Genomic DNA, 23117 nt, shown 5'->3' on the forward strand with positions numbered 1-23117 from the left:
TAGCCTCTAAATAAACGGCATCAATCGAGCTGCTATTCGGTAAATAAGCAACTATCCCCAAAAAGTGTTAAAAGTTGTGCACTTTTGGTGTCTAGTTAGACTTATTTACTCATAGCAAACCGCTCGCTTGATAGCCACTAGGATAAACGGCATGTTGTTGAGCTGATACTCGGTAAATAAGCCAAGTTGCTGAAAAAATCTTAAAATATGGAGGATTTTTCCATCCACTTGGAACTTATTTACTCGTATCAAAACGCTCAACACATAGCCTCTAAAATAAAGGAGTGGTTTGATGAAGAAAGTTTTAGTTGCTAATCGTGGTGAGATTGCTATTCGGGTTTTTAGAGCCTGTTCTGAATTACATATTCAGACAGTAGGTATTTATGCTGCTGAAGATGAATATTCGGTGCATCGTTTTAAAGCAGATGAGGCTTATTTAGTTGGCGAAGGAAAACGGCCAATTGATGCCTATTTAGATATTGAAGATATTATTCGGATTGCTAAAGAGGCAAATGTTGATGCTATTCATCCGGGATATGGTTTTTTATCTGAAAATTTAGCTTTTGCCAAACGTTGTGCTGAAGAAAATATTACTTTTATCGGGCCAAGTCTACATCATTTAGATATTTTCGGTGATAAAATCAAGGCTAAAGAAGCAGCGATTGCAGCCGGCATTCAATCAATTCCGGGTTCTGATGGTCCAGTTAGCTCGGTTGAAGAGGTGTTAGCTTTTGCCCAGGAATATAAATATCCGATTATGATTAAGGCAGCTTTAGGTGGCGGTGGTCGCGGTATGCGCGTGGCTTTTGATGAAAAGCAAGCTAAAGAAGGTTATGAACGTGCTAAAAGTGAGGCTAAGGCTGCGTTTGGTAGTGATGAAGTTTATGTTGAAAAATATATTAGTAATCCTAAGCATATTGAAGTGCAAATCTTGGGGGATACGCATGGGAATGTCTTGCATCTTTTTGAACGTGACTGTTCTGTTCAAAGACGTCATCAAAAAGTAGTTGAGGTGGCTCCTTGTGTTTCGTTAAGTGACCAACAGCGTGAAGCAATTTGTCAGGCTGCTGTGCAATTGATGAAGCATGTTGGTTATGTTAATGCGGGTACCGTAGAATTTTTAGTAGATGAGGAGGATTTTTATTTCATCGAAGTCAATCCACGCGTTCAAGTCGAACATACCATTACGGAGCTGATTACCGATATTGATATTGTGACTAGTCAAATTTTGATTGCTCAAGGCAAAGATTTACATGCGGATTTGCATTTACCTAAACAAGAAAATTTAACCTATCGTGGAGCAGCTATTCAATGCCGAATTACCACAGAAGACCCATTGAATCATTTCTTGCCGGATACTGGTAAAATTGATACCTATCGTTCACCAGGTGGCTTTGGTGTACGTTTAGATGTTGGTAATGCCTATGCTGGTGCGGTGGTGACGCCTTATTTTGATTCATTATTGGTTAAGGTATGTACCCATGGAGCTACTTTTGATCAGGCGATTCAAAAGATGGCACGTTGTTTACGAGAGTTTCGTATTCGTGGGGTCAAAACCAATATTCCGTTTATGCAAAATGTGATTCTTCATCCGACTTTCCAAACCGGTGAGGCTAAGACCACTTTTATCGATGAAACGCCAAGCTTATTTGTTTTTTCAAATACTAGAGACCGTGGGAATAAGACGATGAAATATATTGGTGAAATTACCGTTAATGGTTTCCCTGGCATTGAACAAAAGGCCAAACCGTTTTTTGAAATTCCACGCATGCCCAAGCATTTAGTTGAGCATCAAGAGATTGTTTCAGCTAAGAATATACTAGATGCTTCAGGAGCTGAAGCGGTAGTTGATTTTGTTAAGCAGCAAAAGCAAGTGCTATTAACTGATACGACCTTTAGAGATGCACATCAAAGTTTACTAGCAACACGTGTGCGTACGCATGATTTAGTTAAAATTGCCCAAGCAACTGAAAAAGCTTTACCTCAACTATTTTCAAGTGAAATGTGGGGCGGAGCAACTTTTGATGTGGCTTATCGTTTCTTAAATGAAGATCCATGGGAAAGATTACGCAAGCTACGCCAAGAAATGCCAAATACATTATTACAAATGTTGTTTAGAGGCTCCAATGCTGTCGGTTATTCAAACTATCCGGATAATGTGATTACTCGCTTTATTGCCGAAGCGGCCAAACAAGGAATCGATGTCTTTAGGATTTTTGATAGTCTGAATTGGTTGCCGCAAATGGAAAAAAGTATTTTAGCGGTTCGTGATAGTGGTAAAATTGCCGAAGCAGCAATCTGTTATACTGGCGATATTGATGATAGCAGTCGTAGTAAATACAATGTTGATTACTATAAAAATATGGCTAAAGAGTTAGCCAATGCGGGTGCGCATATAATTGCCATTAAAGATATGGCAGGTCTTTTAAAACCTAAGGCTGCTTATCGTTTAATCAATGAATTAAAGGCAACAGTAGACTTGCCGATTCATTTGCATACGCATGATACGAGTGGCAATGGTTTAATGACTTACGCCCAAGCAATTAAAGCCGGCGTGGATATTGTCGATGTAGCGATTAGCGCGATGAGTAGTAGTACAAGTCAACCAAGCTTAAGTAGTTTGTATTATGCTTTAGCCAATGATGAACGGATGCCGAATATTTCAATTGAAAATGCCCATCAGTTAAACCATTATTGGGAGGACGTCCGTCATTTTTATCAACCATTTGAAAATGGCTTAAATGCGCCACAAACCGAAGTCTACTTCCACGAGATGCCAGGTGGTCAATATTCTAATCTACAACAACAAGCGAAAGCGGTTGGCCTTGGCGATCGTTGGGATGAAATAAAGCAAATGTATCATACGGTCAATAGGATGTTTGGCGATATTGTTAAGGTAACGCCATCTTCTAAGGTAGTTGGTGATATGGCTTTATTTATGGTCCAAAATCACTTATCTGAACAAGAGATTTATGAAAAAGGAGCTGAGTTAAGCTTCCCTGAATCTGTTGTGAAATTCTTTGAAGGCGAGCTTGGTCAACCAGTCGGTGGCTTCCCAGAAAAGCTACAAGCGATTATCCTCAAAAATCGCCAAGCTTATACTTGTCGCCCAGGCGAATTAGCTGCACCAGTTGACTTTAATCAAGTAAAAGCTGAGCTAAGTGAAAAAATTGGTTCTGAAGCAACTGATGAACAAGTTTTGAGTTATCTGATGTATCCACAAGTCTTTTTAGATTATTGTGCCTCTTTTGAAAAATTTGGTGCAGTAAAATTATTAGATACACCAACCTTCTTTAATGGTATGCGCTTAGGTGAAAAAATCAATGTTGAAATTGAAAAAGGAAAAAATTTAATTATTCGTTTAGATGAAATTGGCGAACCTGATGTGGAAGGTAATCGCGTCCTCTTTTTCAATTTAAATGGTCAACGTAGAGAGATTATGATTAAAGATCAATCCATTCAAAGTACAGTAACACATCGTAAGAAAGCTGAACCAACCGATAAAAATCAATATGGGGCTACTATGTCAGGTTCAGTTTTACAAGTTTTAGTGCGTAAAGGTGAACCAGTTAAACGGGGCCAAGTGTTAATGGTTACCGAGGCGATGAAGATGGAAACTGCAATTGAAGCTCGTTTTGATGGGGTAGTGGATCATTTATATGTTCAAGCCGGTGATGTCATTCATTCTGGTGATTTATTAATTGAATTGAAATAATAAATCAATAAAAGATAGCAGAATTGCTAACGTCGATCCTAGCTGATTATGCATTCAGTTAGGATCGATTTTATTAATAAAAATACAAAAAACTATCTATTGCATTTATAGTAAAAAATTGATAGTCTTATCTTTAGATGATAAAATAAGATTATTGATTGAAAGAAGGAAAGTAATTGATTATCAATGAATCGTTTGTTCAAATTGATACCCAGATTGATGAGTTGGTTCAAGCAATTCATGATTCATCAACTTATCAACAATATATTGATTTTTTTCATAAAATATATGCCGATGAAGAAATTATACAATTAATGGCACAGTTTAAGGAAAAGAAAGCCGCATTTGAGCGAATTGAAGCGTATGGCAAGTATGCACCGGATTTTAGACAAACGCAACGGGAAGCTCAGCGCGCTAAAAGAAAATTAGATTTACATCCTACAATGACTGATTTTCGGGTAGCTGAAACGTCATTTCAAGGCCTTTTAGATGAATTGTGTCTGAATTTAGCCAACGATATATCAGCTACCATTAAGGTGGATGCAGGGAATCCATTTTTTGAAAAAAGAAATCATGCTTGTGGAGGGCATTGTCATGTCAGCTGAAAATACTCATTTAACGATTACTAAGCGTCGCGGCATTGTTGTTTGGGTTTATAGCTTAAGACAGCTAAAAAGTCTAAAACGCTACGGCTTAGTGCATTATGTTTCAAAAAAATCTAAATATGTCTATTTATATGTGGATGAAGAATTGGTTGAACCAACAATTGAAAAAATAAGCAAGCTACACTTTGTTAGACACGTTGAACCATCTTATCGACCAGATGTGGAGATGAATTTTGCTGAAAAAATTGGGACTAAACGAGCTTATCAAGTCGATGACGATGGCTTTGAAGTAGAAGAATTAAACACGAAAATTCGCTTAGCTGAAGAGGTAATTTAAAAGAAAAGGCTGGTCCAATTCAAACCAGCCTTTTTTGACGCAAGAGGAATCGGAGGAATAGAGTATGCGAGTGATTTCAGGTAAATATCGTGGACGTAGATTAAAAAGCTTGTCTGGTGATAACACGCGACCAACCACAGATAAGGTGAAAGAATCCATGTTTAATATGATTGGCCCTTACTTTGAAGGTGGGATAGTGTTAGATTTATTTTCTGGTAGTGGTGCATTAGCGATTGAAGCCATCTCAAGAGGAATGGATCAAGCTTTTTGTGTGGAGAAGAACTACTCAGCCCTAAAAATTATTAAAGAAAATGTAGCGTTGACGAATGAAAGTAGCAAATTTACGCTGCTAAAAGAAGATGCCAAAAAAGCAATCGCCCGCTTTGCTAAGGAAGGATTGACCTTTGATATAGTTTTTTTAGACCCTCCTTATGCTAAGCAAGAAATTGAAGCAACAATAGAAAAGCTACAAGAATTAGGATTACTAGCTGCAAAGGCAACGATTGTTTGTGAAACGGATAGTCAAGTTGACTTAAAAGATGAAATTAAACAGGCTCACATGATACGTCAACAAACTTATGGAATCTGTAAGGTCTCCATTTATCAATTTGATGCTTAGAAAGAAGGAACAACTCGATGAAAAATATTGCCTTATTTCCTGGTAGCTTTGATCCATTAACTTTAGGTCATCTAGACACTATTGAGCGTTCAGCCAAACTATTTGATGAATTAATTGTCGGTATCTTCGTTAATACCAATAAACAGTCCTTTTTCTCAATAAGCGAGCGAATGAGCTTAATTCAAGAGGCTGTTTGTCATTTGCCAAATGTTAAGGTGATTGCTCGAGAATCCGATTTAACGGTAAATATCGCAAGAGAATTACAAGCAAATTATTTAGTACGTGGTATTAGAAGTGTCAAAGATTATGAATATGAGCGTGAAATCATGGAGATGAATTATCACCTTGCGCCTGAGATAGAAACTGTCTTTTTATTAGCCAGTTCAAAATATACGCATATCAGCTCAAGCTTGATTAAAGAAGTATTATATTTTGATGGTGATGTGAAAGCCTACTTACCAGCAAATGTTTATGAAGCCATCAGGAGGAAGCAACGTGAAAAAGCCTAATAGACAATTGAAAAAGTGGTTACTTGGCAGTTGTATAGCGGTTCTGTTGCTGATCTTTTTCTTTTTTCCTTTAAATGCTTATATTGAAAAACCTGGTAAGGCCGTCGCTTTAGCTGATTTAATTTCAGTTGATGGAAAAACCGACAAAGAAAGTGGTTCGTTTTCATTGACTTATGTCTCTATGATTCAAGCAACGCCATTTAGCTATTTAAAGGCTAAGGTGACTCCATATCAAAAAATCATCAGTTCAAAAGAATATTTGGCGGGCAGTTCTAATCAAGAAAGTTATCAGGAATTACAGGATTATTATACACAATCATCCAAAATAGCCGCTGAAAAGCAAGCGCTCAGTGCAGCAGGTTTGGATTATCAATTAGACTTTAAGGGACTTAAAGTAATTGATATGAATAATCAATCGGATTTTTATCAAAAAGTGGCCTTAGGTGATGTAATTATAAAGTTCAATCAGCAAAGCTTTAATAGCTTGGCAGACTTTCTGCAATTGCTGCAAAAAAATACAAAAAATACGTTTACCTTAACACTTATCCGGAATCAAAAGCAATTAACAGTTACAGGTAAGCTAGTAACAATTGATAAACAATTGCGCTTAGGTTTAGGCTTAGGTGGCGCGTATGAATTGTCTACAACTAAAAAAATTCATTTTGAAACGGAAGGCTATAGTGGCCCATCGGCTGGCTTGATGTTCAGCTTAGAATTATATGAACAACTAACTAAACAAAATATTCGTAAAGGTAAGCAAATTGCTGGAACGGGTACCATAGAATTAGATGGCTCAGTTGGCCAGATTGGCGGCATTGAACAAAAGGTTGTAGCTGCGGCAAATTCCAACATGGATATTTTCTTTGCACCAAATGATCCAGAAACTAAGGATAATAATTATACTAAAGCATTAGCCACTGCTAAAGCAATTAAAACGGACATGAAGATTGTTCCTGTTACTAGTTTTCAAGATGCATTGGACTATTTAGCCAAAATGAAGTAAATTAATTATGAATAAATAATAAAAATGAGGGATAATAAAAAATGGAAATTTTAAGAGAAAAACCAATTGTTGATGCATATCATTTTGATCATGGCGTTACGCCTGATGAACAAACCCAAATTAATGTAGGTTTTGTACCGTTAGTAGCCAATAATCCTGAATATCCAGAAAACAATACGTTGCTAGGGGCCCAATTAGAATTCAAAATCATTTTGCAAAACTTCAAAATTTCTGGTCAGGTTCGTCAAGTAAATCATATTGTTAATCGAAAAATTAATTCGCCAGAGGATTTAACTCAAGAAGAATCAGAAGAATTAGTTGAGCCGTTATTTGATATTTTACGACGTTTAACGTATGAAGTGACTGAAATTATTACTGATGAACCAGGAATTAATTTAGAATTCAATTCCCAACATGAACAGCCACAAGCTGAATAAGGTTAAAATTATTTGTAACAATGAAATGAGGAGAATTTATGTTTACAAATCAAGCCCAACTGGTATTATATGTTGAAGATGTACAGGCTGCTGCTGATTTTTGGCAAGCAATCGGATTTACTGTATTAAGTCTAGAAAATATGGATGGTAGTTTGGTAGCAGAGATTGCTCCAACAGCAGATAGTCCGTTAACCTTTACTTTATATGATAAAAATTTTGTAGAAACACATGCGCAAAATATCAATACTTCTGCACCGCAAATCATGTTTTTTGCCGAAAATATTCTTGCTTTATATCAAAAAATGCAATCACTTTCTATTCAACTGGGGGAGCTCATTCACTTAGAAGATCGTTATGTCTTTAATTTTGTTGATATGGATGGTAATTATTTTGCAGTAACCGGTCAAGAATAAAATAAGGGGTGATTTTCAAAAGGACAGCATTCTTTTAAGCAGCTAAAAATAGCATTTAAGAGAAAATACTTTTGAAAATCGACTCTTTTTTGTTTCATTAAAAAAGTTTGGAGAAGTATTTATGGAAGAAAAAATCGATAATCAAGTATTGGCAACATTAACTACTGAGTTATCCGGTATTAACAAAAAACAAATCGAACAAACGCTAAAGTTATTATTAGCAGGGAATACAGTTCCTTTTATTGCAAGATACCGAAAAGAGGTAACGGGTAGTTTAGATGAAGTACAAATTAAGTTAATTGAAGAACGTTATCAATACTTAATGAATTTAAATAAACGCAAAGAAGAAATCATCGCTTCAATTAGTGAACAAGGTAAGCTAACCGAGACATTAAAAAACGAAATTATGTCTGCTTCGGTTTTACAACGTGTGGAAGATTTATATCGACCTTTTAAACAAAAGCGTCGAACGAAAGCAACTATCGCTAAGGAAAATGGGTTACAGCCACTCGCTGATGCCATCTTTAGCCAAGCAAGTGATTTAGTCGTTGAGCAATTGGCAGGGCAGTTTTTAAATGAACAAATTGTCGATATCACTCAAGCACTTGCTGGGGCACATGAAATATTAGCAGAACAGATTGCTGATTCTGCACAATTTAGACAATGGATTCGTCAATATACCTTTAATCATGGGGTCTACACTAGTACGGTAAAAGATGAAACCTTAGATGAAAAGCAGGTTTATCAAATGTATTACGATTTTGAACAACCTTTAAAGACGATGGTTTCTCATCGGACATTGGCGACAAATCGTGGGGAAAAAGAAGGAATTTTGAAGGTAGCCATTGTTGTCGCAGCTGAAGCCATTGAGCAGTATTTTGAAAAACAATTAATTACCAATCCGCAATCACCAGCTTATCCGTTAATCGTTGAAGCTTATAAGGATGCATATAAACGTTTTATTCAACCGGCTATTGAACGTGAATTACGTAGCGAATTAACACAAAGAGCAGATGAACAAGCCATTGATGTATTTGGTGACAATTTACGTAATTTACTCTTACAGGCACCACTTAAAGGAAAAGTAGTGATGGGCTTTGATCCTGCTTATCGTACAGGCTGTAAGCTAGCAATTTTAGATGAAACAGGTAAAGTGTTGGCGATTGATGTCATCTATCCTCACAATCCAGCGCCTAAAGAAAAGCAAGCACAAGCCGGTCATAAATTGCTTGATCTATTGGAAAAGTATCAAGTTGAAATGATTGCTATTGGGAATGGGACCGCTTCAAGGGAATCCGAACAATTTGTTGCTGATCAACTCAAAAAATTAAAACGTAAGGTGTATTATGTCATTGTGAATGAGGCAGGTGCTTCGGTTTATTCAGCAAGTGAAGCTGCTAGAATGGAATTTCCGGATTTACAGGTCGAACAGCGTAGTGCTGTAAGTATTGGCCGTCGCTTGCAAGATCCACTAGCTGAATTGGTTAAAATCGACCCTAAATCAGTAGGTGTCGGCCAATATCAACACGATGTAGCCCAAAAGCAATTAAATGAAAAATTAGATTTTGTTGTCGAAACCGTCGTAAACCAAGTAGGTGTCAATGTGAATACCGCTTCTAGTGAGTTGTTAACTCATGTTGCTGGTCTTAATAAGACGATTGCCCAAAATATTGTTACTTATCGACAAGAAAATGGGCTCTTTACCAATCGCAAGCAATTGGCTAAGGTACCACGTTTAGGTCCAAAAGCCTTTGAACAAGCGGTTGGCTTTTTAAGAATTCCTGATGGTCAATTGATACTAGATAATACTGAAATTCACCCTGAAAGCTATGACTTGACCGAACAGCTTTTAGCAAAGTGTCAGATTTCTTTAGCTGAAATCGGTCGTCCAGCTACCCAAAAGAAATTAGCTGAGCTCAACGTAGCCCAGCTTGCTGAACAACTAGCTACTGGAGTAGAGACATTAAATGATATTATTCAATCACTACAAAAGCCTGGACGAGATTTGCGGGATGAAATGGAAGCCCCACTTTTACGTTCGGATGTTTTATCTATTGATGATCTACAAGTGGGAATGGAATTAGAAGGAACGGTTCGTAATGTGATCGACTTTGGTGCATTTGTTGATATTGGAGTGAAACAAGATGGGCTAGTCCATATTTCTAAAATGAGTCGTTCATTTGTGAAGCACCCAAGCGATGTTGTGGCGGTAGGTGAGATTGTCCATGTGTGGATTACTCAGGTTGACCGTGAGAAAGGACGAATTGGTTTATCGATGATTCCAGTTGAACTAGATGACTAATGAAGCCCTACAACAGCTGGTTGAAAAAATCTCTTTAGAGTTTTTTAAAAGACCGTTTGTTCATCGTGCTTATTTCAACGCTCGCTTAAAAACTACAGGTGGTAGATATCATTTAAAAGACCATCATTTAGACTTTAATCCACGATTGTTAAATTTAGACGAGACGGTTTTAATCGGTATTATCAAACACGAGCTGTGTCATTATCATCTGCATTTGACTGGACAAGGCTTTGAACATAAAGATGAAACTTTTAAAAAACTTTTGGTTCAAGTCGGTGGTTTGCGCTATACGCCACGCTTAGAAGTAGCAAAGTATCACTATCAATGTCAGGATTGCGGTCAACTTTATCATCGTCAGCGTAAGATGAATTTGCGTCGCTATTGTTGTGGTAAATGTAAGGGACGATTGCAATTCGTTCAGAATGATGAAAAATAAAAATTCTTTCTGAAAAATAATTGCTATTTTGCGTATTTTGTTAGATAATGAAAAACGGTTCAATTCCATCTTTTATTCAACTTTTCAACGCTTCTTAATCTGAGTCTTCAGACAAGATATTAGACAATCGGTAAAAGATCTGCTACGTTGAAACTGTGTGATAGAAAGTAAAAGTATGGATGTTTTTTAGAAGAGAGGCTAAATAAATGTTTAAAAAAGATAATATTTACCATTTTGTTGGCATTAAAGGTTCTGGAATGAGCTCATTAGCTTTGGTCTTACATCAAAAAGGCTACCATGTTCAAGGTTCTGATGTGGAGGAATATTTCTTTACCCAACGCGATTTGGAAAAGGCAAATATTCTGTTATTACCTTTTAATGCTGATAATGTTAAAGCTGAATATATTGTGATTGCGGGCAATGCTTTTCCTGATAGTCATCCAGAGATTGCTCGTGCAAAAGAAATTGGCGCTACAGTCATTCGCTACCATGATTTTCTTGGTCAGTTTATTCAAGAATTTACGAGTATCGCGATTACTGGCTCACATGGAAAAACAAGTACCACTGGATTATTAGCCCATGCATTATCAGGGGTGACACCAACAAGCTATTTAATTGGTGATGGGACCGGTCATGGTGAACCAGAAGCGAAGTATTTTGTCTTTGAAGCTTGTGAGTATCGTCGTCATTTCCTTGCTTATTCACCAGATTATGCGATTATGACGAATATTGATTTCGATCATCCTGATTATTATGAAAGTATTGAAGATGTGTTTTCTGCTTTCCAATCATTAGCCCATCAAGTGAAAAAGGCTATTTTTGCTTACGGGGATGATGTTTATTTAAGAAAATTGCAAGCAGAGGTACCAATTTATTACTATGGCTTGGCTGATACTGACGATTTTCAAGCGAAAAATATTGTTCGTAGCACATCAGGTTCTCAATTTGATGTTTACCATCAGGGAGAAACTATTGGTACGTTTACTATTCCAGCTTTTGGTGAACACAATATTAAAAATGCGCTAGGTGTAGTGGCCGTTGCTTTTGTTGAAGGCTTTGACATGCAGCTAATTGCTGAACAACTGAAAAGCTTTGCTGGCGTTAAGCGTCGTTTTAGTGAAAAGAAAGTTGCTGATGTGACGATTGTTGACGATTATGCACACCATCCAGCTGAGATAAAGGCAACAATCGATGGCGCGCGTCAAAAATATCCTGAAAAACAAATTGTTGCTGTTTTTCAGCCACATACATTTACTAGAACCATTGCTTTACTTGATGAATTTGCGCAAGCGCTGGATTTAGCCGATGAAGTGTATTTATGTGATATTTTTGCTTCAGCTAGAGAAACCTCAGGCCAAGTAAGTATTGAGGATTTATCTAAACGAGTAACTAAAGGTGGTACCGTACTTAAAGAAGAAAATATGTCCCCATTATTAAATCATGAAGATAGTGTTATTATCTTTATGGGTGCAGGGGATGTTCAAAAATTTGAACGCGCTTATGAAAGCCTATTGAGTAAAACTACAAGAAATGTTTTATAAACGATAATTAAAGGATATAATCAAAAACTACCCTTATTGACTGAAGTATACTGGACTTTAGTCGTAAGGGTAGTTTTTTGATTAATTTCGCTTGCCTTGTTCAGTAAATAGATTTAATTGTGTAATCAAGGCTTGTTTTTGGGCTAAAATTTGTTCACCAATCGTTGTTTCTTTAATTAAGGTTCGGTAATTAACCTGATCAATGACGCGTTTTACAGAGGTAATGATTTCGCCAGTTGCTAATAATTGATCAGCACCTGGAAAAGCTTGGTGCGTCACTAGCTGAAAGCCATAAGAATTATTCAATAATGAATAGCCAGCAATACCGGTTTGTTTTTGATAAGCCTTGGATAACCCTCCATCGATAACAAACAATAAGCCTTCTCCACGAATAGGCGATTCCCCTTTAAGCGTTTTAACTGGGGTATGTCCATTGATAATTCTCGATTTCAATGGATTTAACTGGAATTCCTCCAGAATCATCTCACAAATTTTAGCTGAATTACGATAAGTATAGTAGGCATTTTTTTCTTCATAATGGGTGGTGTTATCTTGAATGAAATAACGCTCGAAGGTGGTCATTTTTTTCTTGCCAAAGAGGGGAGAAAACGCACCACACCAGCAATACCAAATCAAATCGGTTGAAAAATCTTCACGACTATATTGGTTTTGGCTACTTTTACGAATATGATATTCAAAGAAATCGAAAAGCTCTTTTCCACGATAACTACAATCATGCACCTGAAATGCTAAAAATTCACCCGATTCAGCTAATGGCATACAACCATGATAGAGTAGCTGTTGATTATAAATTAAATACATCGATCCTTTTTGTAACAAAAAGTCAATATGCTTTTTCATTTTGGGTGAATTTTGAAAGGATTGCATCAAGCTATCCAATACAAAACGTTCCTCGACAGTTAGTGCTAACGGATTTTTTGGATCAATGGTTTGAAAACAAGTATGTGTTAGCTTATATTGCTTACCGGCTAGATGGATGGTTTGGTTCGGATAATCGATTTGTTGTAGATAATTTTGCTCTTGCATTTGAAACTCTGGTCGGCGTTTAATCAGTTGTTGCTCAATTTTAAATTGAATGATGGCTAATGCTTGATGCACACGGACTAGGATTTCTTTTTCTGATTGTAAGCGATAGACGGAAGCTTTACTTTCCTTTGGTTGAAAAGCGGGATTGTCTTGATAGGTTTTTTCAGCAAATAAAAATAACGGACGAAGATTAATCCCATAGGCGGCTTCAATTTCGTACAAATATTGATATCTTGTAGCAATTCTTAAGAGATTTAATAAGCAAGCTTCTGAACCGAAAAATGCCCCCATCCACAGTATATCGTGATTGCCCCATTGAATATCAACAGCAGGAAGATCAATTAAGGTATCCATTATTTTTTCAGCCTCTGGGCCACGATCAAAAATATCACCGACAATATGAATATGATCTATCACTAATGTCCGAATGGATTGGGCTAGGGCTTTAATAAAGGGCATGCCTTCTTTTAATTGCAGGAGGTAGTCAATCATATTTTGTCGATAATGCGCTTTATCGGCAAAATGCGTATCCGTATAAATCAATTCTTCAATGATATAGCAATATTCCTTGGGGAGCTTTTTGCGAACCTTCGAGCGCGTGTATTTGCTAGATACAAAGGAGATAAGTTTTAACAGTTGCTTAATCGTTTGCTCTTGCCAAGTAAGCTGTTGAAAGTCAAATAATTGTGGATTGGCCTCAATTTTTTCTGGATAGGCAATTAGCAAGGTTAAAGAATTCATTTGAGATTCAGTGAGTGAGGTTGTAAAGCAATCGCTAATTTTTTCTTTTAAATTTCCAGCACACGTTCTAAGGATATAGTCAAAGGCAGAAAATTCGCCATGAATATCGCTAATATATAATTCCGTTCCTTTTGGTAAATTTAAAATAGCTTCAAGATTAATCAATTCGGTAAGCATTTCTTGGTGGGTTAAATGGGTAGTCATGCAATCATCCTTTTCATTCAGATAACAAAAGAGAGTGGCAAATTGAAGGTTCATCAGTCTGGTAATCAAGTCAAAGGATGAATTTCAAGGTGCTACTCTCAACTATACATTAATTACTTTGCTTTTTTAGATGCTCTTGAATGACAAAAGCAGATTCTTCAATCGATTTTTCAGTTACATCAATTACCGGAATTTCTAGTTTTTTAAATAATTCATTCGCATAAGCTAACTCTTTTTCAATTCGATGAATATCGCTATAATTGGAGTCTTGATTTAATCCGAGTGCTTGTAAACGATTTTGACGGATTTTAACCAAGGCTTCAGGTGCACAAATTAAACCAAACATTTTTTCTTTCGGTAGTTGATAGATTATTTCAGGAATAGGGACTTCTGGAATTAAAGGTAAATTCGCTGTTTTAACCGATTTATTGGCCAAATACATCGACAATGGTGTTTTAGAAGTTCTGGAAATTCCTAATAGAACAACATCAGCCTCTGCAAAGCCATGAGGATCCTTCCCATCATCATATTTAACAGCAAATTCAATCGCACTGATTCGATTAAAATAATCGGCATTTAATTTATGCACAATTCCAGGTTGCTGAATAGGGGTGGTGCCTGTTTTTGATTGCAGGATTTCAAAGAATGGATTCATCAAATCGATATATTGTAAACCAGTTTTTTCAGCAAAGTTACGTGCCGACATTGCTAGCTGTGCATTCACAAGCGTGCTAACAACAATGGCTTTATCCTTAATTGCATCGCGCAAGATTTCAATTAATTGTTCTTCATGGTTTACAAAGGGAAATCGATAATTATTATGAAAGACAATATCTGGGTATTGTGCGGTAACGGCGGCAATCAGCTTTTGTGAGGTTTCACCAATGGAATCTGAGACAGTATAAATCAGAACTTCTTTTTTCATTATTCATAACTCCTTATTATCTATTTATTTCAGTATTTGTTGCGGCTTGTATAATATGCGATAAAATCCGAGTCTTGGTAATTTTACCAACAATTTTACGACTATTTGATGTTTCAACGACTGGTATGGCTTCTAAATCATGTTGTAACATTTGATTGGCTATCTCTAATAGAGTGTCATCAGGTGTACAGGTTAGCACATTGGCTAAACGTGTCATGCAAATTGCAACGGGTGTTTGATGATTATCCGTAGTCAAGGCACCTCGTAATAAATCTTTTTGATTAAGCGTTCCCATTAACAAGCCTTGTTCATCAATGACGAAGATTGAACGTACATTATACATAAATAAATTTGTAATGGCATCTCGAATGGAAGTGGATTGATCAATTAACAATGGTGAGACCATTAATTCCTTGACCGTATTTTTAAATATTTGATCGAATAAAAATGGTTCGATTTGTGTACCTGAATAAGTATAGCCAATTTTGGGCGATGCCTGTAAGATACCAGCCAAGGTTAAAAACGATAAATCCGCTCGCAGTGTCGCCCGAGAAATACCGACGAGTTCAGCAATTTTTTCACCGCTAACCGGTTGATTGTCTTTTACTATATCGATAATTTTTTGTTGACGTGCACTTAATTCCATGAAAACTCCCTCCTTTATTAGTTAATTATTGCAAATTTGACTTTATTATACTACAAAAAAGAAAATAATCAACGTGAATATGTGTATTATTTGTGTGTTTATAGATTAATATGATGATTATTACTTTGTATATTCCTTGAAGGTGCACTACTGTAAAAAATTGAGCAATTACTGCAATTTTTGACATCTTTATTTCAAAAATTGCTATTTTTATATTTTAAGCTTCTGAATATAATAAATATGTCAATTGATGAAAACGTTTTACAGGAGGAAGCTATGAGTAAAGATATTCAAATTAGCAAAGATTTAATCAATGAAAAAATTAACTTATTAATTGAAAATCTAACGACAATTCAGGATACGAAGGGAGAGTTTTTACTAGATTTTGATGGATTAAAAGTTGATGACAAAAGTTGGCATGTATGGAACTGGCCACAAGGTGTCGGACTTTATGGTATCTATAAAAATTATAAAATTACAGGAAATGTACGTGCGTTAGAAATTGTCGAAAATTGGTTTACACAGCGACTTGCTGAAGGTACACCACCTAAAAATGTCAATACGATGGCACCATTATTGACATTAGCCTATTTATATGAAGATACGAAAAATGCTCAATATGTACCGTATTTAGAACAATGGGCCGAATGGGTGATGCGAGAAATGCCAAGAACGAACGAAAATGGCTTACAGCATGCTACTTATGGTCCGGAAAACAAAAACCAATTATGGGACGATACATTAATGATGACTGTTTTACCATTAGCCAAGATTGGTAAGCTATTAAATCGAGAAAAATACATTGAAGAGGCAAAATTACAGTTTTTAATTCATATCAAATATTTAATGGATAAAAAAACAGGACTTTGGTATCACGGCTGGACGTTTGAGGGTAACCATAACTATGCAAAAGCTTTTTGGGCAAGAGGGAATTGCTGGCTAACCATTGCTATTCCAGAAATTATAGAGATTTTAGAGCTTCCAGAAAATGATTTCTTTAGAATTTATTTAATCCAAACCTTAGAAGCACAAATTAAAGCCTTAGCTGAACTACAAGCTCAAAGTGGCTTATGGCATACGTTGTTAGATGATGGCACTTCATATGTAGAATCTTCTGCAACAGCTGGTTTTGCTTACGGTATATTGAAAGCGATTCATAAGGGCTATGTTGATAAAAAATATGCAGCGATAGCTAATCGTGCTGTTGTTGGTTTATTAAAGCAAATTGATGAAAAAGGCGAAGTACAAAATGTTTCGGTTGGTACGGGTATGGGTGACACTTTAGATTTTTACAAAAATATTGGTAAAACAGCAATGCCATATGGTCAATCATTAACCGTCTTGTGTTTTACCGAGTTATTAATTTCTTATTGCTAAGGAGGCAGCGATAATGAAGAGAAATATAGTACTATTGGTCCTATTAATATGTATGCTACCGGTTATAGGTGGATGTAGTAAACAGGTACAGGCTGATAAAAATAATCAAGTGGTTCTAAGATTTGCCTATGCCAGTAATAGCCAACCGGTAATTGATTCAATGAAAAAATTTGGCGCTATTGTGGAAGAAAGAACCCATGGTCAGGTTAAAATTGAATATTTCCCCGATGGTCAATTAGGTGGTGAGACTGAATTAATTGAATTAACCCAAACTGGAGGAATTGACTTTACTAAGGTTAGTGGATCTGCCTTAGAAGGTTTTTCAAAAGACTATTCCATTTTTGGTATTCCATATTTGTTTGATGATGAGCAACATTTTTATAAGGTAATGGAAAATAGAAAAATCATGAACGAAATCTACCAATCTACCAATGAATTAGGCTTTGTCGGTTTAACCTATTATGATTCTGGACAAAGAAGCTTTTATATGAAAAATGCGCCAATCAAGACACTTGAAGATTTAAAGGGTAAAAAGATAAGAGTGATGCAAAGTGAAACTGCCATAAAAATGGTCCAATTACTAGGAGCTTCACCCGTACCTATGGGAAGTGGGGAGGTTTATACTTCACTGCAAGCGAATTTAATTGATGGTGCGGAAAATAATGAATTTGTTTTATATACAGCCGGTCACGGTAGTATTGCTAAATACTACTCATATGACGAACATACTCGAGTACCAGATATTGTGATTATGAACAATAAGGTGAAAGATAGATTGACTAAAAAACAATATCAAATTGTTTTACAGGCTGCAAAAGAATCTACAGAATATGAAAAGAAAGTATTTAAAAAAGCGGTAGAGCAAGAAAAGAAAATCGCTATTAAAAAATATGACGTTCAATTCAATCAAGTAGATGCAACAAAATTTCGAGAGGCAGTTCAACCATTACATGATACTTTTAAAAATAATCCACAGTATCATGCATTGTATGAAGAAATTCGCGCATTAAGTCAAAATAAATAGGAGGCAGACCATGAAATCATTAAGGAATTTCCTGGACAGAGTTTTAGAGCTGTTATGTAGTTCGGTTTTAGTAATCATGATTTTTGTAGTATTGTATCAAGTATTTACACGAACGGTATTAAATAAGCCGAATACAATTTCAGAGGAACTTGTTCGTTTTAGCTTGGTTTGGTTAGCTATGTTATCATCTGCTTATGTTACGGGTAAAAAAAGTCATTTAGCCGTTACCTTATTAAGTGAGCATTTAAGTGAAAAAAATCAATATCTTTTAGAAGTTATCGTTCAAATTTTATTTATGATTTTTTCAGTCGTCATCATGGTGTTTGGTGGACTAAAGGCTGTTTCAGTTACGCTTGGTCAGATTTCTCCATCATTATCCTTATCAATGGGCTTTGTTTATTTAGCTGTACCAGTTTCGGGAGCATTAATGTTTGCTTATAGTTTGTTAAACCTATTTGATTTTTATAAACTGAATAAGGGAGATGGAAAATAATGGCCTTACAAGCAGGAATAATATTATTTGTTGTTTTTGCAATTCTTTTAATCCTTGGTATGCCAATTGCGATTAGCATAGCTGTTTCGTCAATTTCAACATTATTATTGGTTGTACCTTTAGATATTTCTTTCTTCACATCTGCACAAAAGATGGTTTCAAGCTTAAATAGTTTTTCACTAGTTGCCATTCCGTTTTTTGTTTTGTCTGGGATTATTATGAATAATGGTGGGATAGCAGAAAAGCTGGTTAATTTTGCCATGCTATTTGTTGGTAGAATCCCTGGCGGATTGGCACATACCAATGTTTTAGGGAATGCTTTATTTGGTTCGATGTCAAGTTCAGCAATTGCTGCATCAACAGCAATTGGGGGTGTCTTAATTCCCCAACAGGTAAAAGCAGGCTACGATCGGAAATTTGCGACCGCTGTCAATATTGCTTCCGCACCAACGGGAATGGTGATTCCGCCTAGTACAGCCTTTATTATGTATTCTTTAGTTGCAAGTGGTGCCTCTATCTCCTCTTTGTTTTTAGGCGGATATTTAGTAGGAGCATTATGGGCTTTAGGGATTATGGTTGTTGCTTTTATCTATGCTAAAAAAAATAATTATAAATTGGTGAGTCGAAACGAGCTAGGTTCTGTTGTGGTAGTTATTAAAGAAGCGATTCCAAGTATCATGCTTATTGTTATTATTATTGGTGGAATTCTTACAGGAATTTTTACTGCGATTGAAGCTTCGGCGATTGCAGTAGCCTATTCATTATTAATTTCAATGTACTATTATAAAACGGTAACGATGAAAGATCTCCCAAGAATGTTAATTGAATCTGTTCAAACAACCGGAACGATTGCCTTTTTATTGGCTACTTCGTCTATGATGTCATTTGCTATGGCATTCACGGGTATTCCTCAAGCAATTAGTGCAGCTATTCTTGGTTTGACTACAAATAAAATTATGGTTTTACTTTTAGTCAATATTGTACTATTGTTAGTCGGTATGTTTATGGATGTAGGCCCAGCTATTTTGATTTTTACACCAATCTTTTTACCAGTTGTGACTAGTGTAGGGGTAGATCCTGTTCACTTTGGTTTATTTTCAATTATGAATTTATGTGTAGGCTCCATTACGCCACCAGTAGGAACAGGGCTTTATGTGGGAGCTAGTGTTGGTGAGGTTAAGGCTGAGCAAATGCTAAAACCGCTTATTCCATTTTATTTAGCGATCTTGATTGTATTATTTGCGATCACGTATTTTCCACAGATTGTTATGTGGCTGCCAAATATGGCTCAGTAAGGCGAGGGATTATGATGCGAAAACTAATGTATGCAATGAGGGGACATGATTTTCAAGACTATACTACACCTGAATCATTGGCTCAAAAAATGGCGATGAAAAAAATCAATGCAGTACAGCTGGCATTAGCCTATTCATTTTCTGACATAGCAACGGATGATAAAAAATTAAGTCCAGGCTTAGGCTATACTTTTCAACAAGCCTTTCAAAAGGAGCATGTTTTGATTAGTATTTTAAGCTGTTACATCAATATGATTCATCCAGATAAGCAAATTCGTGAGCAGCTGTTGCAAAGATTCGAAAGCTATATACGTTATGCTAGTTTTTTTGGTGCCAAAATTGTAGCAACAGAGACAGGCAATGTTTTACCAGTTATTCAATATACTGAAAAAAATTTTACAGATGAAGCCTTTGAGACTATGATTAGTAGTGTTTTACGTTTAGTCCAGTATGCTGAAAAACAGAATATATGTGTGGGGATTGAACCAGGCATTAATCATCCTTTACATTCTATTGAAAAAATAGTTCGTTTATTGGATAAAATTCATTCACCTAGCTTGGGGATTATTTTAGACCCGACTAATTTAATTACCAGTGATAATTATAATCAGCAATATGAGATGGTAAAGCAATGTTTAGAATTATTTAGTGAAAGAATAGTTGCATTTCATATTAAGGATTTTATAATTAAAGGGGATAAAATAGTACCAGTTAATCTAGGTCAAGGATTAATGGACTATAAAGCCTTATTAGATTTAATTGAGGCGTACAAGCCATATTGTCTAACAGTACTTGAAGAAACCAAAGAAGCACATATTTCTTCTATATATTCTGATTTATAATTAAAGTAAGGATAACGAAAGTATCATGAACGATTTAAGTAATAAAAAAGTAAATTTTGTCAATTCGATGGTCTCTGATCAATTTGAAATATATCATGTCAAAGATGTTGTTGATCGTCATCAGACCTTATACCATTACCATGATTTTTATGAAATACATGCGACTCTGGCTGGTAAAGCTACCTTTTATCTTGACGGGAATCAATTTGAAATTGAAGCCGGTACAGTTTTATTAATTGATAGAAATGATTTGCATCGAATCGTTAGTCAGAGCACAGAGATTTTTGAACGTGTTTATATTTTTATTACTCCTGAATTTTTGCAAACCTTTTCAACTAAAAATACTAATCTAGAAAGCTGCTTCGATTTAATTGATTCAAGAAAAAGCAAGGTATTAAAAATTAAACCGGATATGTTAAAGAAAATGCTCCAGTTCATTGATTCTGAGCCAAGCGATAATATGTTTGGCTCAGATATTATATATCAGCAACAATTAATCCAGTACATCATATTTTTGAATAAGCTAGTCCTATCATCAAAATATGAGCGTGAGCCAACTGTATTGATGCAAAATAAACGGATTGAAGAAATGATTAATTATATTTCTCAAAATCTAGATCATTCATTAGATTTAGATGAAATGGAAAAAACATTCTTTGTTAGTAAGTACTATATTACAAGAGAATTCAAAAAATATACGGGACTGACCTATCATAAATTTGTCCAAAAAAAGAAATTGCTTTATGCGAAGCGTCTATTAAAGACTTATCGCAGTTCAGCAGATATTTATCAAAAATGTGGTTTTAATTCCTATTCGCATTTTTTAAAATCATTTAAAAAAGAATTTGGGATTACGCCAAAAGAATATATTGAAAAAGAAGCGAAAACTCAAAGAATTTATTATCAAAATGATTGAGGTGACTATCATGAAGCAAGCTTTTAAAATGCACCTGTATCCTAATCTGGTAGAAGAATATAAAAAAAGACATGACTGTTTATGGCCAGAAATGGTTGAATTGTTGAAGCAGCATGGTGTAAAAAGCTATTCGATTTTTTGGGATAAGGAGACAAATGATTTGTTTGCCTATCTAGAGATTGAAAATGAAGCACTTTGGAATAAGGTTGCATTAACAGAAATCAATCAAAAATGGTGGAGATATATGCAAGATATCATGGAGACGAATGAGGATTGCTCACCTGTATCAATGCCATTGAGACCAGTTTTTGATTTAAATGAATAAGAGAAAAAAGTAATCAAAAATTAATATTTTTCTGCATAATAAAAATAGTTAATTTGTGCTCTTGCATTATTAGTTAAGGCACATTAGTTATTGTATATTAAATTAATTCTGTATGATTGGATATTAAAAAATGTATTTATTTAAAATTACTGAAATTAATTGAACTAGCTTGTATCAAAATCTAGTTCTATTTTATAATCGTAATAATCATATAAATGAGATATTACAGTTTTTTTATTGAATTAATTGGCTATATTTTTGCCTAATTCGGTTAACAGATAACTCCTTTTGTGTAGTATGTCGGCTATACTATAACAAATTGGAGTTTTTTTGTATTGTAAACAAAAATGACTTAAGTAATGTTGGAGCGTAAGCGTCCAATAACGATATACCTCGTTATTGGGGGATTAAAAATGAACCCTGATTCACCAAACAATATCCAGGGTAGTCGATTACTTGTATTAGCAGCGAAAAGCTAAAACACGTCAAGATTTCCATCGACCTTGGCGTGTTTTTTCTACAGTTATAGGCGCTTTACCACTGATCATCAAATAGATTCATTTGTTTATGATGACGCTTCGTTTTTGGAGAGGATTTTTTCGATAGTTTTTCTGTAAGATCAGCGACTTGTTCGCGTAAAAGCGCAAGTTCATTGGACATTGCTTCAATTGTTTTTACCTGTGTTTCAATTGTTTTTGTCAGTCTTTCAATCGTTTTTTCTGATGATGACATCTTCGTTAACTCCTCAAGATTTTTCTTTATTATACGCGAAAAAAAGCCGGCATTTCAATAGAAATGACGACTTTGACTCTCCAAAATTTTTGGTGTAATAGAAAATCCTTTCATTAACCATTCAACTTGTTCAGGCGTTAAAGCCCGAACCTCCGCAATACTTCTTGGCCAAGTTAGTTGTCCATTTTCAAAACGCTTATAAAGCAACCAGAATCCTTCACCATCCCAGTAGAGGGCTTTAAATCGATCACTTTTTCCACCACAAAAAAGAAAGACGGATTTTGAAAAAGGGTCTAAAGCAAATTGTGACTGAATAAGGTAAGCCAGTGAATCGATACCTTTTCGTAAATCCGTTTTCCCACAAACAATGTAGACGGGCCCCAGATCACTTAAGTTTAGTCCCATAAGCGAACACCTTCTCTAAAATTTCATTTCGTTGAGAGGCATCAAGTGATGAGAAAAAGCTGAGCTCAATCGATCCCACTTTACAACGAAGCAATAGCTCGTTTTTGGTTCGTTGCTTGCAGTGTTGCGTGCCAGTTTTGGGCATCGCTAGAGGGACAATGGGTTGTTTCATCATAAAAAATCCTCCAATCTTCTGTTTGAATACAGTATAACTGGAGGACTAGATAG

24 protein-coding genes are annotated in these 23117 nt (G+C 35.6%); 18 read left to right on the forward strand and 6 right to left on the reverse strand.

The features are described 5' to 3' along the window. The first annotated feature begins 292 nt into the window (after positions 1-292). The 11 genes from RK02_RS01840 (at position 293) to murC (ending at position 11917) form a co-directional block, all read left to right on the forward strand. On the forward strand, positions 293-3715 hold the full coding sequence (locus RK02_RS01840) for a pyruvate carboxylase (RefSeq protein ID WP_016182535.1): 3423 nt from the start codon (positions 293-295) through the stop codon (positions 3713-3715). A 176-nt stretch (positions 3716-3891) separates the two neighbouring features. Further along, positions 3892-4320 (forward strand): YlbF/YmcA family competence regulator, encoded by a 429-nt coding sequence (locus RK02_RS01845; protein WP_016182536.1) that lies wholly within the window; start codon positions 3892-3894, stop codon positions 4318-4320. Then, a complete protein-coding gene (locus RK02_RS01850) occupies positions 4310-4657 on the forward strand; it encodes a YlbG family protein (protein WP_016182537.1) in 348 nt (115 codons plus the stop codon). Before RK02_RS01845 ends, RK02_RS01850 begins: the two co-directional genes overlap by 11 nt. A 64-nt stretch (positions 4658-4721) precedes the next feature. Further along, complete coding sequence (rsmD, locus tag RK02_RS01855; protein WP_016182538.1) at positions 4722-5276, forward strand: 16S rRNA (guanine(966)-N(2))-methyltransferase RsmD; 555 nt, start codon at positions 4722-4724, stop codon at positions 5274-5276. Between the two features lie 17 nt (positions 5277-5293). Continuing rightward, the gene (coaD, locus tag RK02_RS01860; protein WP_016182539.1) at positions 5294-5785 is read left to right on the forward strand and encodes a pantetheine-phosphate adenylyltransferase; all 492 of its coding nucleotides are present in this window, start codon (positions 5294-5296) and stop codon (positions 5783-5785) included. Further along, positions 5772-6788: a SepM family pheromone-processing serine protease gene (locus RK02_RS01865; protein ID WP_016182540.1), complete on the forward strand. Its 1017-nt coding sequence runs from the start codon at positions 5772-5774 to the stop codon at positions 6786-6788. The genes coaD and RK02_RS01865 overlap by 14 nt, the downstream gene beginning before the upstream one ends. Positions 6789-6829: 41 nt before the next feature. Continuing rightward, positions 6830-7225, forward strand: a complete 396-nt coding sequence (locus RK02_RS01870; RefSeq protein WP_016182541.1) for a DUF1149 family protein — start codon at positions 6830-6832, stop codon at positions 7223-7225. 38 nt (positions 7226-7263) lie between these two features. Next, the gene (locus RK02_RS01875) at positions 7264-7638 is read left to right on the forward strand and encodes a VOC family protein (RefSeq protein ID WP_016182542.1); all 375 of its coding nucleotides are present in this window, start codon (positions 7264-7266) and stop codon (positions 7636-7638) included. Positions 7639-7759: 121 nt separating this feature from the next. Further along, a complete protein-coding gene (locus RK02_RS01880) occupies positions 7760-9940 on the forward strand; it encodes a Tex family protein (protein ID WP_016182543.1) in 2181 nt (726 codons plus the stop codon). Next, positions 9933-10376: a SprT family protein gene (locus RK02_RS01885; RefSeq protein ID WP_016182544.1), complete on the forward strand. Its 444-nt coding sequence runs from the start codon at positions 9933-9935 to the stop codon at positions 10374-10376. Before RK02_RS01880 ends, RK02_RS01885 begins: the two co-directional genes overlap by 8 nt. 206 nt (positions 10377-10582) lie before the next feature. Continuing rightward, positions 10583-11917: a UDP-N-acetylmuramate--L-alanine ligase gene (gene murC / locus RK02_RS01890; protein WP_016182545.1), complete on the forward strand. Its 1335-nt coding sequence runs from the start codon at positions 10583-10585 to the stop codon at positions 11915-11917. Positions 11918-11998: 81 nt separating this feature from the next. On the opposite strand, the gene RK02_RS01895 is transcribed toward murC, so the two are convergent. The 3 genes from RK02_RS01895 to RK02_RS01905 form a co-directional block, all read right to left on the reverse strand. Continuing rightward, the gene (locus RK02_RS01895) at positions 11999-13909 is read right to left on the reverse strand and encodes a fructose-bisphosphatase class III (protein ID WP_016182546.1); all 1911 of its coding nucleotides are present in this window, start codon (positions 13907-13909) and stop codon (positions 11999-12001) included. A gap of 109 nt (positions 13910-14018) precedes the next feature. Then, complete coding sequence (locus RK02_RS01900) at positions 14019-14834, reverse strand: pyruvate, water dikinase regulatory protein (protein ID WP_016182547.1); 816 nt, start codon at positions 14832-14834, stop codon at positions 14019-14021. 16 nt (positions 14835-14850) lie between these two features. Further along, positions 14851-15480, reverse strand: a complete 630-nt coding sequence (locus tag RK02_RS01905; protein WP_016182548.1) for a CBS domain-containing protein — start codon at positions 15478-15480, stop codon at positions 14851-14853. 276 nt (positions 15481-15756) lie between these two features. Between RK02_RS01905 and bglB the strand changes: the two genes are divergently transcribed. From bglB to rhaM, 7 genes are read left to right on the forward strand one after another with little or no spacing between them, the layout of a single operon-like run. Then, positions 15757-16857 carry a beta-galactosidase BglB gene (bglB, locus tag RK02_RS01910; RefSeq protein ID WP_016182549.1) on the forward strand — a complete coding sequence of 367 codons (1101 nt, stop codon included), beginning with the start codon at positions 15757-15759 and terminating at the stop codon, positions 16855-16857. A 13-nt stretch (positions 16858-16870) separates the two neighbouring features. Then, positions 16871-17881: a TRAP transporter substrate-binding protein gene (locus RK02_RS01915; protein ID WP_016182550.1), complete on the forward strand. Its 1011-nt coding sequence runs from the start codon at positions 16871-16873 to the stop codon at positions 17879-17881. A 10-nt stretch (positions 17882-17891) separates the two neighbouring features. Beyond that, complete coding sequence (locus tag RK02_RS01920) at positions 17892-18374, forward strand: TRAP transporter small permease (protein ID WP_016182551.1); 483 nt, start codon at positions 17892-17894, stop codon at positions 18372-18374. Next, positions 18374-19669 carry a TRAP transporter large permease gene (locus RK02_RS01925; protein ID WP_016182552.1) on the forward strand — a complete coding sequence of 432 codons (1296 nt, stop codon included), beginning with the start codon at positions 18374-18376 and terminating at the stop codon, positions 19667-19669. Before RK02_RS01920 ends, RK02_RS01925 begins: the two co-directional genes overlap by 1 nt. A gap of 14 nt (positions 19670-19683) precedes the next feature. Continuing rightward, positions 19684-20511, forward strand: a complete 828-nt coding sequence (locus tag RK02_RS01930; protein ID WP_016182553.1) for a sugar phosphate isomerase/epimerase family protein — start codon at positions 19684-19686, stop codon at positions 20509-20511. 25 nt (positions 20512-20536) lie between these two features. Next, entirely contained in the window at positions 20537-21427 is an 891-nt protein-coding gene (locus RK02_RS01935; protein WP_016182554.1) for an AraC family transcriptional regulator, read from the forward strand. A gap of 7 nt (positions 21428-21434) precedes the next feature. Beyond that, positions 21435-21752 carry an L-rhamnose mutarotase gene (gene rhaM, locus RK02_RS01940; protein ID WP_026231328.1) on the forward strand — a complete coding sequence of 106 codons (318 nt, stop codon included), beginning with the start codon at positions 21435-21437 and terminating at the stop codon, positions 21750-21752. A 534-nt stretch (positions 21753-22286) separates the two neighbouring features. Here the strand turns inward: rhaM and RK02_RS01945 are convergent. The 3 genes from RK02_RS01945 to RK02_RS01955 are packed head-to-tail and all read right to left on the reverse strand — an operon-like array spanning position 22287 to position 23064. Further along, a complete protein-coding gene (locus tag RK02_RS01945) occupies positions 22287-22484 on the reverse strand; it encodes a hypothetical protein (RefSeq protein WP_016182556.1) in 198 nt (65 codons plus the stop codon). A gap of 54 nt (positions 22485-22538) precedes the next feature. Beyond that, positions 22539-22889: an IS66 family insertion sequence element accessory protein TnpB gene (gene tnpB / locus RK02_RS01950; protein ID WP_016182557.1), complete on the reverse strand. Its 351-nt coding sequence runs from the start codon at positions 22887-22889 to the stop codon at positions 22539-22541. Beyond that, a complete protein-coding gene (locus tag RK02_RS01955) occupies positions 22870-23064 on the reverse strand; it encodes a hypothetical protein (protein ID WP_016182558.1) in 195 nt (64 codons plus the stop codon). Before RK02_RS01955 ends, tnpB begins: the two co-directional genes overlap by 20 nt. Positions 23065-23117: the final 53 nt, after the last annotated feature.

Origin of the sequence: Enterococcus columbae DSM 7374 = ATCC 51263 (genome assembly GCF_000406925.1) — a bacterium.
GTDB classification, from domain to species: Bacteria; Bacillota; Bacilli; order Lactobacillales; family Enterococcaceae; genus Enterococcus_E; species Enterococcus_E columbae.

Excerpts from the sequence above, each read along its gene's own strand:
- RK02_RS01840 (WP_016182535.1), top strand. The coding sequence starts at position 293 with ATGAAGAAAGTTTTAGTTGCTAATCGTGGTGAGATTGCTATTCGGGTT.
- RK02_RS01850 (WP_016182537.1), top strand. The coding sequence starts at position 4,310 with ATGTCAGCTGAAAATACTCATTTAACGATTACTAAGCGTCGCGGCATT.
- rsmD (WP_016182538.1), top strand. The coding sequence starts at position 4,722 with ATGCGAGTGATTTCAGGTAAATATCGTGGACGTAGATTAAAAAGCTTG.
- coaD (WP_016182539.1), top strand. The coding sequence starts at position 5,294 with ATGAAAAATATTGCCTTATTTCCTGGTAGCTTTGATCCATTAACTTTA.
- RK02_RS01870 (WP_016182541.1), top strand. The coding sequence starts at position 6,830 with ATGGAAATTTTAAGAGAAAAACCAATTGTTGATGCATATCATTTTGAT.
- RK02_RS01875 (WP_016182542.1), top strand. The coding sequence starts at position 7,264 with ATGTTTACAAATCAAGCCCAACTGGTATTATATGTTGAAGATGTACAG.
- RK02_RS01880 (WP_016182543.1), top strand. The coding sequence starts at position 7,760 with ATGGAAGAAAAAATCGATAATCAAGTATTGGCAACATTAACTACTGAG.
- RK02_RS01885 (WP_016182544.1), top strand. The coding sequence starts at position 9,933 with ATGACTAATGAAGCCCTACAACAGCTGGTTGAAAAAATCTCTTTAGAG.
- murC (WP_016182545.1), top strand. The coding sequence starts at position 10,583 with ATGTTTAAAAAAGATAATATTTACCATTTTGTTGGCATTAAAGGTTCT.
- RK02_RS01895 (WP_016182546.1), bottom strand. The coding sequence starts at position 13,909 with ATGACTACCCATTTAACCCACCAAGAAATGCTTACCGAATTGATTAAT.
- RK02_RS01900 (WP_016182547.1), bottom strand. The coding sequence starts at position 14,834 with ATGAAAAAAGAAGTTCTGATTTATACTGTCTCAGATTCCATTGGTGAA.
- RK02_RS01905 (WP_016182548.1), bottom strand. The coding sequence starts at position 15,480 with ATGGAATTAAGTGCACGTCAACAAAAAATTATCGATATAGTAAAAGAC.
- bglB (WP_016182549.1), top strand. The coding sequence starts at position 15,757 with ATGAGTAAAGATATTCAAATTAGCAAAGATTTAATCAATGAAAAAATT.
- RK02_RS01915 (WP_016182550.1), top strand. The coding sequence starts at position 16,871 with ATGAAGAGAAATATAGTACTATTGGTCCTATTAATATGTATGCTACCG.
- RK02_RS01920 (WP_016182551.1), top strand. The coding sequence starts at position 17,892 with ATGAAATCATTAAGGAATTTCCTGGACAGAGTTTTAGAGCTGTTATGT.
- RK02_RS01925 (WP_016182552.1), top strand. The coding sequence starts at position 18,374 with ATGGCCTTACAAGCAGGAATAATATTATTTGTTGTTTTTGCAATTCTT.
- RK02_RS01930 (WP_016182553.1), top strand. The coding sequence starts at position 19,684 with ATGCGAAAACTAATGTATGCAATGAGGGGACATGATTTTCAAGACTAT.
- RK02_RS01935 (WP_016182554.1), top strand. The coding sequence starts at position 20,537 with ATGAACGATTTAAGTAATAAAAAAGTAAATTTTGTCAATTCGATGGTC.
- RK02_RS01945 (WP_016182556.1), bottom strand. The coding sequence starts at position 22,484 with ATGTCATCATCAGAAAAAACGATTGAAAGACTGACAAAAACAATTGAA.
- tnpB (WP_016182557.1), bottom strand. The coding sequence starts at position 22,889 with ATGGGACTAAACTTAAGTGATCTGGGGCCCGTCTACATTGTTTGTGGG.
- RK02_RS01955 (WP_016182558.1), bottom strand. The coding sequence starts at position 23,064 with ATGATGAAACAACCCATTGTCCCTCTAGCGATGCCCAAAACTGGCACG.